Source organism: Paenibacillus agaridevorans, from assembly GCF_003112455.1.
Taxonomy (GTDB): Bacteria; Bacillota; Bacilli; order Paenibacillales; family Paenibacillaceae; genus Pristimantibacillus; species Pristimantibacillus agaridevorans.
The window spans coordinates 39130-51407 of sequence record NZ_BDQX01000292.1 but is presented as its reverse complement, the minus strand read 5'-3'; the positions used below and the strand labels follow the sequence as shown (position 1 = coordinate 51407).

General features: G+C 55.5%; 7 protein-coding genes. All 7 read right to left on the bottom strand.

Going from position 1 to position 12278, the window contains the following annotated elements; genetic code table 11:
• Nucleotides 1-21: 21 nt before the first annotated feature.
• The gene (locus PAT3040_RS24780; protein ID WP_373863973.1) at nt 22-876 is read right to left on the bottom strand and encodes an ABC transporter permease; all 855 of its coding nucleotides are present in this window, start codon (nt 874-876) and stop codon (nt 22-24) included.
• Nucleotides 877-979: 103 nt separating this feature from the next.
• Nucleotides 980-2683, bottom strand: coding sequence for an extracellular solute-binding protein (locus PAT3040_RS24775; protein WP_108994789.1), 1704 nt, complete (start codon nt 2681-2683; stop codon nt 980-982).
• A gap of 404 nt (nt 2684-3087) precedes the next feature.
• Nucleotides 3088-4533 (bottom strand): response regulator, encoded by a 1446-nt coding sequence (locus PAT3040_RS24770; protein ID WP_108994788.1) that lies wholly within the window; start codon nt 4531-4533, stop codon nt 3088-3090.
• Between the two features lie 5 nt (nt 4534-4538).
• Nucleotides 4539-6404 (bottom strand): sensor histidine kinase, encoded by a 1866-nt coding sequence (locus PAT3040_RS24765; protein ID WP_108994787.1) that lies wholly within the window; start codon nt 6402-6404, stop codon nt 4539-4541.
• Between the two features lie 838 nt (nt 6405-7242).
• Entirely contained in the window at nt 7243-8682 is a 1440-nt protein-coding gene (gene murA / locus PAT3040_RS24760) for a UDP-N-acetylglucosamine 1-carboxyvinyltransferase (RefSeq protein ID WP_108994786.1), read from the bottom strand.
• Nucleotides 8683-8968: 286 nt separating this feature from the next.
• Nucleotides 8969-9214 carry a DUF1146 domain-containing protein gene (locus PAT3040_RS24755; RefSeq protein ID WP_108994785.1) on the bottom strand — a complete coding sequence of 82 codons (246 nt, stop codon included), beginning with the start codon at nt 9212-9214 and terminating at the stop codon, nt 8969-8971.
• 52 nt (nt 9215-9266) lie between these two features.
• Nucleotides 9267-12278 (bottom strand): S8 family peptidase (locus PAT3040_RS24750; protein ID WP_108994784.1); only part of this gene is annotated, 3012 nt, incomplete at its 5' end.

The window sequence follows — 12278 nt, the reverse complement described above, 5'->3', positions numbered from 1 at the left end:
GATCCACTCCTGTCTCTATGTTTAGAAGATCCTGTAATTCGCGAACCGGTAAGCCAGCGTGTACGATACGGTGATGAGCACCAGACCGACAACCGACTTGAGCAAGCCGACAGCCGTTGCGAGTCCGTGCTGGAAGTCGATAAGACCGGCGCGGTATACCCAGGTGTCTACGATATCTCCAGTCGAATAAACGGATGGATTATACATCGTAAAGACTTGATCGAAACCCGCGTTCAAAATATTGCCGAGACTCAGCGTCGCCAAAAGCGCCGCTACGGGCATAATGCTCGGTATCGTGATTTTCATCAGACGCTGCCACTGGGACGCGCCGTCAATGGCCGCCGCCTCGTACATTTCCGGATTGATCGACGTCAGAGCCGCGAAGAAGATGATGGCGTTGAAGCCGAACTCCTTCCAGATGTCGCTGCCGACAATCAGCGCGGGGAATGCGTTCGCGTTCGCCAAGAACAAAATCGGTTCCACTCCCATGGCAGACAACAGCGAGTTGACCGGACCGTTGTACGCGAAGATATCCAGCATCATGCCGCCGACGATAACCCACGACAGGAAGTGGGGCAGATAGACGATCGTCTGCACCGTCCGAGTAAACAGTCGGTTCTTTACTTCATTTAGCATCAGCGCGAAGACCAGCGGGACGATCAGATTGCCGACCATCTTGGAAAACGCGATGACGATCGTGTTGCGGAAGATGATCTTGCTGTCGTCAAGCTCAAACATATACTTGAAGTTCTCGAGACCGATCCACGGCGAACGCCAGAGGCCCAGCCCGGGGTTGAACTCCTTAAATGCCGCAACGACGCCGTACATGGGATAGAGGTTGAAGAAGATGAGCCACAACAACCCCGGAATCAGCATGATGTAAAAATGTTTGGCAAAGCTTCTAGGTATCACTCTCTCGCCGCTCCCCTCCAGAAGACCAAAGACGAGCGGCCGAGCCGCCCGTCTTGATCTTTGCTTTCTATTTCAGCGCATCTACCTCTTCGGTAATTTTGTCGCCGCCTTGATCCTTCCACTTCGTCACGAACTCGTCGAACGCGCTCAGGTCTGCGCTGCCCATGATGATCTTGAGGAAAATCTCGTCCTCGAGCTTCTTGAGATTCGTCCAACGGGATTCCATCGTCTTTGTCTGAGCCGTCGCGATGCTTCGCGTCCAGTTGATATCGGCGTCGACGAACGTGGAACCGCCGTTTAGATGTGCATAGATGTGAGAGAAAAAGCCAGGGTCCGATTGCTGGTCAAAATATTGAATGTCGTAGTTGTCGAACGGCTCCTTCTTGATCGCTTGAACATGCGTCGCCATCTCGTAGGCCCAGCTGTAATTGATGTCGTCGACATCATCGAGCTTCATTTCGCCGGTCAGCACTTTGCGGAGCGAATCCACCGCGTACTCGAGCTGATCGCCCGCGCCGAGAATCAGGAACAACGGCACCTCTTGGGACGTCATTTCCTTGCCTGCGGTCAACGTTTTGTACTCTTCGTCCTTGGTCCACTTATGAAGCGACGTCATCTTGATAACGGCTTCGGGATGTTTTGCGTTTTTGTTCACGACGATGTAGCTGCTGCCTGTCGCCTGATTGGAATTGAACTGGCCCGAGTCGTTTAGCGGAGCCGCGTACGGCCTCCAGTTGGCGTTCGGATCGTTGGCCATGGAATCGCCGAGATTGTACGCCGACCACCAAGGGCCGAAGAAAATACCCGCTTGGCCGCTGGCTACGACTTCGGCCGTTGACTTGCGAATGCCGAGCTCTTTGTCCAAAATGCCGCTTGCGTACCAGTCTCTCATCATCGTCAGAGCCGTTTTCGTCTCTGCCGTTGTGGAGCCGTATACCGCGTTGCCGTCCTTATCCTTCACCCAGATGCCCGGGTAAGCGTCGTTCGCGAAGAACAATGGCGAGAAGTTGTACCAGTGATCCGTCGAAGCCAAGAAGTTGGAGGAGAGCGAGCCGCCCTGCTGCGTGCCCACGATGCCTATCGTGTTGTCGCCTCCCATCTTGTTGTCGATAAACGCCTTTGCGATGTTGCCGAGATCATCAAGAGACTTCGGCTCTTTCAGGTCGAGCTTGTCGAGCCAGTCCTTGCGGATCCAGGTCATTGAAGCGGAAGGCAGCGTCGTCTCTGGCAAAGCGTACAGCTTGCCGTCGAACGTCACGCCGTCCAGCAAGCCCGGATTGGAGTCGTAGACCGCCTTCAGTTCGGGGCTTGCATACTTGTTGTACACTTCGTTAAGATCGGCCAGTTGACCGGCCTTTACCATTTGGCGCAGCTGTGTTTCGTTGACAACCATGGCATCGGGAAGATCGTTGCTGGAGATGGCCAGGCTGACCTTTTGCTGATAGTCGTCGCCTTGGGCGGCTTCCCAGGCATGCTTGACGACAATGTTGTATTTATCCTTGAGCCAGCGCGTATAGACATTGTCCTCCGCCGTATCGCTGCCGTCGTACTTGTAGTTTGGATCGATGCCGCGGCCGATGGAAACTTCCGTCGCCTGCTCGAATTTTGCGAATGGATCGATGGTTTCTTCCGGAGCCGGAGCGTTTGTGGACGTTCCCACGTTATTGCTCGGCTTGGCTGTTTCGGTAGTGCTGCCGCCGTTCCCGCTGCATGCAGCCAGGCTTGCTGTGACCATAACCATCGCAAGCGTGGTGAACAAGGCTTTTTTCATGTGTATCCCCCTTAAAATTCTTTCGTCATCTTATTGACAATCTCACTATAGCACGGCCGCCGCGCGACCCGAGATAGAGAGCCGTACGGAGTCGGGGTAGAACATTTGTCGAAGAATGGGGGGCCGGCCCCTCCCCCCCCCATGCAATCCGTCTTCCGCTCGCCGCGCGCTTCGTCATGAGGGCTTTCGCCACAAAAAAAGGGTGACATCTTTATGATTTCTCCCCGTCCTGGGAAAACCGCAAAAAAATGTCTACCCTATTCACTAAAAGGGGAATGATGTGTTAGAAACACCGTACTCCATCACTTGTACGCTCGGTCGAGCTATTGCACTCGAAATTCATACTCATGCCTGGCAGCCGTCGTGCTCGCCTGTTTGCGAGGTCTGTTTCGTACTCCTTAACGCTAATGCTGCTGCCGGAACTCGCTTGGCAGGACGCCGACATGCTCCCGGAACAGGCGGCTAAAGTATTTCTCGTCGTGATAGCCGATCTGCTCGGCGACCCACCCAATCGTTTTGTTCGTGCTTCGCAGGTAATCCTTGGCCCGGTCCATTCTAATGTCCCGGACATAGTCGGTGTACGTGCGCCCGACGTATTGCTTGAAACACTGGCTGAAGTAGCTGCCGCTCATGTTGACCATCGCCGCGATCTCCGCGGAGGAGATGGGCTCACTGACATTCTGCTGCGCGAGGCTCATCGCCTTCATGATGCTGCTCTGGATCTCCTGCGAAAACAGCGGCTTCGTCCCCCCGCGTTTGATCTGGTCGCGCGCCTCCGCCAGCCAGTCCCCGAACAAGGACCAGCTCGGAAAGAAGTCCTCGATCTCGATAGGCTGGGCCAATAGCGCTTGGTATAGCCGGTTCCACTCGTCGGTCAGGGAGTAAAAGATGCGGATCAGCCGCACTGGCGGCATCCGCAGCTCCTTCAGCTCATCTAACTGCTCGCGGAACCTTGCATCGTCGGATATCCAGTCCGCCGCAGCCCAGCGCTCCTTGATTTTGTCGATCGGTGCAGCACCCGCACTCTCACGAGCCTGGCACCAGACAGCGTCCAATTCCGCGAAAGCGATGCCCGGGCGATAGTCGTAGAACAGATCATGTTTGCCATACGAGCGGATTAGCCCCAAAACGGACTTGGGATCCAGCCCGGAGAGGCCCGTAAAGCGAACGCAGGCTACGGTGAGCGGGCTCGCCCCGCCGGACTCCTCCTTGCCCTCGTTAGCCCGCCCGGCTGCCGCCGAACTTTGGACTTCGGGAATCGCCATACTTCCCCCACCGGTCAACGCCGCGACTGGCGGGGCGGCCGAATACCAGATGCCGGGTTCGGCTTCCTCGATGACATCCGGAAGACCTACCGGCCGCTGCGCTTCCTCGGGGTTCGCACTGAGCGAATAGTAGACATACAGCTCGTCCCCGCCAAGCGCCGACTTCTTTCGTTGTTCGCCTCCGGCTCCCGGCGAGCTGCCGTCCTTCCTTTCCATCAACCGAACGATGCGTCCCAGCACCTCTTCGAACTGCTCCTGCTCCAGCTGGATCTTGGCGATATAGTCGATTGCGCCTAAGCGAAGCGCTTCCTGCACGTATTCGAAGTCCTGATGCAGCGACAGCACCACGATCTGCACCTCCGGGTACTTCTCCCGCACGATTCGCATTAACTCGATGCCGGACATAACCGGCATAGACAGATCCGTTATAAGCAAATCGATGGGATGCGACTCCATGAATTTTAGCGCATTCTCCCCATTGTTCGCTTCGCCCGCGATTTCCATTCCGAATGTCTCCCACGGCATGGAGGAAGCCAAACCTTTGCGCACCAGTTTGTCGTCGTCAACGATTAAAACGGAAATCATAGTGGTTATTCCTCCTCTGTTGCCGGTTGTTGCGGCTTCGGCGCGACTTCCGCCTCAGCAATCCCGTGCGCGTCGGCAGGTTCAAGCACGCGGCCAGGCTCCTGCCCCCCGGCTTCTTTGCGCTCCCGCGCCAGCATGGCGGCAGAAGCTTTCGCTTCCTCTGTAACAGGCAGTCTGAGGGAAACGACCGTGCCTTTGCCCACCTCGCTGCGAATGTTCAGCTTGGCTTCGTCGCCATAGCTTGCACGCAAGATCCGCTTCACATATTTCATCCCGATGCCCATGCCGACCTTGTCATGGTCCTCCGTATCCTCGTCCAGCAGCTGGGCGATCATCTCGCGGCTCATGCCGGCTCCGTTGTCCTGGATCGTAATTTGCAAGCTGTCGTCCTGCAAGGCAATGCCCACATAGATGTAACCGTCGTCGCTGACACCGTGATACAGCGCGTTCTCCACCATAGGCTGCAGCAGGAAGCGCGGACTTGGTAGCCCAAGACTGTTCTCGTCGACATCGATATCAACGTCGAACTGGAAGTCGTACCGGATTTGCTGGAGCTGCAAATATTCCTTTAACGCTTCGATTTCGTCGCCGATGGTGGATGTTTCGCCCATTTTGCCCAAGTTGTAATACAGCAGCTTGTTCAGGCTCAGCACCAGCTTGTCTATCTCCTTTTGCCCGTTCATAAGCGCCAACCAGTGCACCGTGTCGAGCGTATTCATGAGAAAGTGGGGATTAATCTGGTACAAGAGCTTCTCCACCTCCAGATCCGCTCTGCGCTTCTCCTTGACCTCGATCTCGTCGTAGAGCACCCAGATCTTGCGCTTCATGCTGCGCGTCTGATAGAGCAGAAAATCGAATTCCGGAATATGGGTCAGCTCCTCCTTCTCACGCTCCTCCGATTGGGTAAGCGACTTGATCTCGCGGTGAAACTTATCGAGCGGCCGATAAACCATCTTCCATAGCAGCCAGGCGACAAAAACGGCGAGGACGAGGAAAAGCAGGAAAAAGCCCGCGATCTGCAGCAGCCAGCGATTGCGCTCTTGGTTGATCTCGTTCTCCGGCACGACGGACACAAGACTCCAGCCTTGATTGCTGACTTCCTTGCTCCAGAAGTAACCTCCCGATGTGCCCGATGAGGATGCAGCTTCGCGATTAGGGAACGGCGTCCGCTCCTCGAACACCTCATTTACTTCGCTGAACGCGACCTCGCCCTCATTATCGAGCAAAAGCAGCCTGCGCGAGCTTTCCTTCCGATTTTGGGGAGCAAATAACATTGTCAGCGCATTACGGCCGGTCTCAATGTAAAGGTACAGATTTTGGTCCGGCAGATTCACTTTGCGCATAATGCTGAACACATATTGATTAATAGATCCGTTGTAGCTGAGGTGAGGCCCGTAATACGTAATTTCCGGATACTCCGCCATAAGCGGGAGGTTATCGGGATGGAAATCGCCGCGCACGCGGAAGTTCTCAAATTTATACCCTTCGGTATCGGGGTCATAATACATCAGCAGCCCGATATTAGGATTGGAAAAAGTGATATTATTAAGCTCTCTCCGAATCTCGTTGTTGAGACGAAGCCGCTCGTACGGCTCCTTCTCCGTCTCAAGCTGCTCAATCAGACGATTCGTGTTGCCGCCGTAAGCGAGCTGTTGGGATACATGGTTCAGGTTGTTAAGCGTATTCTCCAGCGACATCAGATCCTGCTTCAGATTGCTCTGTAGAGCGCCCTCCACCTTATTGCCGATAATGGAGTCGATCGTATAAAAGGAGATCAGGCCGAGGCAAATAAACGGACCCAGGCTGCTAATCAGGAAGATAAAGATGATCCGATTTTTGAACGTGACGTTGTTCAGCCGTTTGGTCAGCATAAGCGCGGGTGCTCAGCCCTTTCCTGGTCATCTGGCGGGTACGGCGATTCTCGGCTTCCGTCCCGGTGTTGGTGCGGAGGTTATACCTCTGCCTACTCTATCATAACCTGAATAACCGTGTTTCACGTGCGATGATTATGCGGAATTAGGGAGAGTTTTTTGAGCAGAAGAGGGCTGCACCTCCCAGAACAAATCCATTTCCTTGTCCGAGCAAAGGAACCATTTGAAGTTCCACGGGTGAAACGGATGTCGCCGCCCCCAAGAAGCGAGGCGCAGCGTGTTCCATTCTCGAGAATTGCAACTCCTTATACGGGTCAAGACTTGCAATTGCTTATAAAGCTAATCTAAGTAATCTAATCTAAGCAAAGGGAAAACCTCCCTTTATTTCACTGACTATTGACTACTTTGACAAAATAGATGGAAATGCTCCCTATAATTCGATGGAAAAGCAGCGTTGAAGCAAATTATCCAGTAATTAGAGGGCGGATTTCCACTTATAGTTGCAAAATCCGGAGTAGGGACAAAATTAAGAGGCGTTTTTCCCATTAACTGCATCATCTCAGGCCATCTACATCTACTGCCACATCTACATCCACATCTCTATCTGCTTCCCCTCACTAATCACCGCGCAATCTACCTCTCCATCTAAGAAGTAACGCCTGACAACGTCCTATCTATAGACGCCGTCGTTTCCGCGAAACGTATAGAAAAAGGATGAGCAAATTCCTATCCTTTCCTCTACTGCAAAACAAACAGGAGACTCCTTTGACCAGCCCGGAGCCTATTCGCTCCAGGGCTGTAAAGTCGTCTCCCGTTATAAGAATGATGCGCGAAAATGTTACGCCCAGGTCGGCTGCACCTTCAGTACAACCGCTTCCTTGTCGCGCTTGAACGCGACGACCGGTTCACTGGATGCGGCAACCGCTGCAGCCTTCGCTGCTGCGACTTGCGGATTCGGCTGTGCGGACTCGGCATGCTGCTGGATCTGTACCGATGTGCTTGCCAGCACTGGCTCATCGTCCAGCGCGACACGGCGAATGTCTGCGCCGAGCGCAGCCAGCTTGCCCGTAATGTCAACATAACCACGATCCACGTGATGCAATCCGGTTACTTCCGTCTCTCCGTCGGCGCGAAGCGCCGCGCAGATCAGCGCAGCTCCCGCGCGAAGATCCGTGGCCGTCACCTTTGCTCCAGAGAGCGGCACGCCTCCGGTTACGATGGCCGAGCGGCCGTCCACCTTAATGTTTGCATTCATCTTTTGGAACTCTTCGACATGCATGAACCGATTCTCGAAGACCGTCTCCGTGACGACGCTCGTGCCTTCGGACACAAGCAGCAGAGCCATCATCTGGGACTGCATATCTGTCGGGAAGCCCGGATGCGGCAGCGTCTTGACGTCGACGCCCTTAAGCGAATGAGGTCCTTTTACATGAATGCCGTTGTCGCTCTCCACAATCTCGACGCCCATCTCTTGCAGCTTCGAGATGACCGGCATCAAGTGATCGGCGATGGCGCCTTCGACGAACACGTCGCCGCCCGTAATGGCGGACGCGATCATGTAGGTGCCCGCTTCGACGCGATCCGGAATCACATTATGTCTTGCACCAGACAGGCGCTCAACACCCTCGATTCGGATCATGCCGGTGCCTGCGCCGCGCACTTTGCCGCCCATGGCGTTAATATAATTGGCGAGGTCCACGATTTCCGGTTCCTTCGCCGCGTTTTCGATCGTAGTCGTGCCGTTCGCCAGCGCGGCGGCCATCATAATGTTTTCGGTGGCGCCTACGCTTGCAACGTCCAGATAAATCTTGGCGCCCTTTAGGCGATCCTTAACGCTTGCCTCGATAAAGCCGTGGCCTAGCGTAATCTCGGCGCCCATCGCCTCGAATCCCTTTAAATGCTGATCGATCGGACGAGTGCCGATGGCACAGCCGCCGGGAAGCGAGATGCGCACCTTGCCGATGCGGGCCAATAGCGGACCCATAACCAGGAAGGAAGCGCGCATTTTTCGGATGAGCTCGTAAGGAGCTTCGCAAGAATGAATAATCGGTGCGGAGATCCGCATCGTCTCGTTATTATAAGTAAGCTGAGCGCCCAATGAAGCAAGCACGCTCTGGATCGTCATAACGTCGTCGAGGAGGGGCACGTCACAGATGACGCTGTCTCCTTCCGTCGCTAATAATGAGGCAGCAAGAATGGGGAGCACTGCATTTTTGGCGCCGCTGACGCGGACCGTTCCCGATAAGCGCTGGCCTCCGCGGACGATAATTTTGGTCATCTTGTGTCCCTCCGCGAATTGCAATTTCTGTTTCAAATAGCCTTTGAACCTGTCGTTTTTTGGCAGTCCTCGAGCATTCACTAAACTTCATCATAACATCTGGCAACAATAATCGACAAGAACATTTTTTTCCCAAATTATTCTGGAAAGATTCATTTGCCCCGCCGCTCCGCGATTTACATCCTGGGCTTCAATTGCCAATTCGGGAGCGCCTAGAATGGTTATCGACAATTGCCGTCAAGATGTGAAGCTATGTATTACCCATTGTTGACATGTTTCGCGCATGTTATTCGACAAAACCTCGAAGCATGACGCTGTAACCCCAATACTGCAATATAAAGCCGGCAAACAGATGGCCGATCCCGACCGCAAGCACCACCTGCAGCATTCTGGCCTTGGGCCGGCGGGGGTATTGGAAGAAGGTCTCCCACTTTACCTCCTGCAGCAGCATCCAGACGAAGAAAATACTGAGCAGTTCCACTACGATCGAAAATAACCCCGTCATTCCCGTTGTGTTCCATATCTCGGACATCTTGGCCAACCGTCCTCCTCATCCGTCATATCCCCTAAGGGCAGACACGGCATTATACATATCGGTACAGCAACGTCGCGAATGCGGCGCGACTTGCCGTGTCATTCGGCTTGAAAAGATTCGCTTCCACGCCGCTAAGCTTGCCGTCCTGCTTCATGGCGCTCAGCATGGGAGTGTACCAATCGTACAACGCAACATCGTTGAACGGTCTCGTCGTCTGTATTCTCGGTTTTAAACCCTCGGCGTTGCCGATAATGATAGCCATCTCCGCTCGCGTAATCGGCTCATCCGGCTTGAAGGTTCCGTCCGGATATCCTTTCACCCAGCCTTTGGCGACGGCCTTTGCAATGGAATCTTGAGCCCAGTGCGATCCAACATCCTTGAACATTCCCGTAGACGGCGCCGCAACAATCGGCTTATAGGCTTTGATGATCATCGTCACGGCTTCCGCCCGGGTTACGGAACGGTCCGGCTCGAAGCGGTAAGGCGCTGAGCCGTTTACGATACCTTTGCCCTTTAAGCTGACGATGGCATCCTTCGCCCAGTGGCCGGATATATCCCGGAAGCCTGCGACAAGCTCATCTATGCTTAGCTTTACACGGTAATAATTGTTCTGAAACACGCGGTCCGCCGTAATTTTGACGTAATAGACCCCTGCCTCCAGAACCTGGTCCTTCGTTTTCAAGCTGCCAGCCGCATCAGTCGTCCCCGATCCTGACAGCTTCATGCGCTTGTCGAAGATCTCCAGCTTCAGCGTGGCGCCTTGCGGCACGCCCGTCACGGTCAGTCCTGCCGCGCTGTCGCTGCTCAGCCGGAATTGGAACCAGTCCGTATCGCCGGACTTATCAATTACTCCTACGTATTCGGTGCCCGACTTCATTAACAAAGCCTCGTACGACTTGTCGTTCGGCTCGTTGGGATCGACCAGCGCCGGCTGGAAATCCATGGTCAACGAATATGTACCTGCGACTGGACTTGCATCCAGAGAGATCGCATTGTGAACACGAATATAATATTTGCCCGCGGTGACGGATATGACTGGCGTTTGTTCGGAAGCGCCTTCTCCGTGGTCGTCGTAGATGATTAACGTCTGGCCCTCCCGCTGCACGGAGATGCCGGGATCGATCCTAGCGGTATTCGTGCTCAGGGACAGCTTGAGCTGGCCGTTCTGCTTGAAATCGACAACGTACCAATCCCTGTCCGCCTGCTTGTGAAAATTGCCGCTCACCGTCTGCGAACGCGGCTGCAGCGCGTAGGCGTCCCCTATACGGTCATTGGGTTCGTAAGCATCCTCGCGAATGGTGAAAGAGGTCGTTAAAGCATACGACAGCGCCTGAGTCTGAGCAGGATTGCTGAATTGCACCTTGATTCGTCCTGACCCTTTATTTACGGCGAATTCAATCGACTTGCCGGCAAGCTTTGTATCTTCCTCGCGCACGAGCTTGCCGCCCTCGTAATAACCGAAGCGGACCGTAGGCGTCGGGCTGCCAGCCGCAACGCGGCCCTCGTACCCGATCGTCAGCTTACCGTCATAAGGAATATCGACCATGTACCAATCCTCGTCCTTGGCAGACGACAGCTCGGCGTTCAGATTCGCTCGCAGGGGCAACGTCGATGCCGTCCCGCTGGAATTGTTCGGCTCGTGCGCATCCTTGGACAACGTGCCGAGAATGGCGCGATCGGCTTGCAGCAGACCGTAGCCCGACGTCGAATCGAAGCCCGCCGGCCCCATGTCTCTCGCCGTCTGACGAAGCAGTTCTCTTACTTGATACGGTTTAAAAGATGGATTGCGTTCCATGACGAGCGCCGCAACGGCGGCCACCTGCGGCGCAGCCATCGACGTGCCTTCTTCCTTCTTGTACCCGCCTCCGACGGCCGTCGTGTACACATGCCACGGAGCCATAATATCCAGCTCGTAGCCGGGATTGGAGCGCGTGTCGGCCGTGCGGTCGGCGCGCGCTCCGCCTACGGCAAGCACGGTCGGATAAGCAGCAGGGTATTTCACCGCCGCCTTGGAGCCCAGGGATACACCGTCGTTGCCCGCGGCAGCGACCAGCAGCACCCCTTGTTTTTCGGCTTGATTGACGATGTCCTGCATATATGGCGACTCGCGGTGCAGGCCGACGGACAGCACAACGATCTTGGCGCCGTTCTTCATGGCATACAAGATAGCCTCGCCCAGATCTTCCTCCGTGCCGTCGCCCCATTGGTCAAGCGCCTTAATTGGCATAAGTTTGGCATTCCACATCACGCCGGCCACGCCAACTCCATTATTGCCCGCTGCGGCAAGCACGCCCGCCACGCTGGTGCCATGACCGTTGTCATCCTCCGGCGGTTTGCCCCGCTCTACGAGATTGACGCCGGTCACCAGATTATCCTTCAGATCGGGATGGTCAAGATCCACGCCGGTATCGACCAGCGCGATCGTAATGCCGGTATTGCCGTTAACCGTCTTCCAAGCCTCGGCGGCGCCAATCAGACCCAGATGCGTCTGCTTCGCCAGCTCCGGATCGTTCGCCTTCACGGCTTGCTGCTTCGCGGCGGCCAGTCCCGCCTCCGGCGCCCCCGACGGAGAGTCTGCGGCTGGAGACTGGATTGGCGCATCGGATGGCAAAGCCGTTGGATCCTCCTGTTCGCTCTGGGCAGCGGATGGCGATGATGCGGGATCAGTCTGCATGTTGTCAGGGTCGGCAGATGGATTGGATGGCGACGTTGCGCGATTGAACGGCTCGCTCTTTGCATCTAACGATCCGGACTTGCTTGACGGAGCAATCTGTACGTCGTCAGTGCCAGCAGATGGATTCGATGGCGAGGCTTTGGACACTGCTGCCCGTCCGTACTTCGAATCAAGAGTACCTGCGTCGCCAAATCTGGCCGACGCAGCCTCGCCCTCTGTGCCGGCCGCATTGGCGGCCCCGCTGTCTGCCCCGGCGCCGGAGAGCACGTGCACCACGCCATTAGGGTGCACGTAAGCGACCCCGGGCTCGCCGCGCAGACGGCGCAGCCAGGTCTCTACGTCCTCGCCGCTGTCGCCGGCGGGACGCACCACTTCCACCGCCGCGTC

Bases quoted from the DNA above. Each gene is read 5' to 3' on its own strand.
- PAT3040_RS24780 (WP_373863973.1), bottom strand. From the start codon at position 876: ATGCTGATTCCGGGGTTGTTGTGGCTCATCTTCTTCAACCTCTATCCC.
- PAT3040_RS24775 (WP_108994789.1), bottom strand. From the start codon at position 2,683: ATGAAAAAAGCCTTGTTCACCACGCTTGCGATGGTTATGGTCACAGCA.
- PAT3040_RS24770 (WP_108994788.1), bottom strand. From the start codon at position 4,533: ATGATTTCCGTTTTAATCGTTGACGACGACAAACTGGTGCGCAAAGGT.
- PAT3040_RS24765 (WP_108994787.1), bottom strand. From the start codon at position 6,404: ATGCTGACCAAACGGCTGAACAACGTCACGTTCAAAAATCGGATCATC.
- murA (WP_108994786.1), bottom strand. From the start codon at position 8,682: ATGACCAAAATTATCGTCCGCGGAGGCCAGCGCTTATCGGGAACGGTC.
- PAT3040_RS24755 (WP_108994785.1), bottom strand. From the start codon at position 9,214: ATGTCCGAGATATGGAACACAACGGGAATGACGGGGTTATTTTCGATC.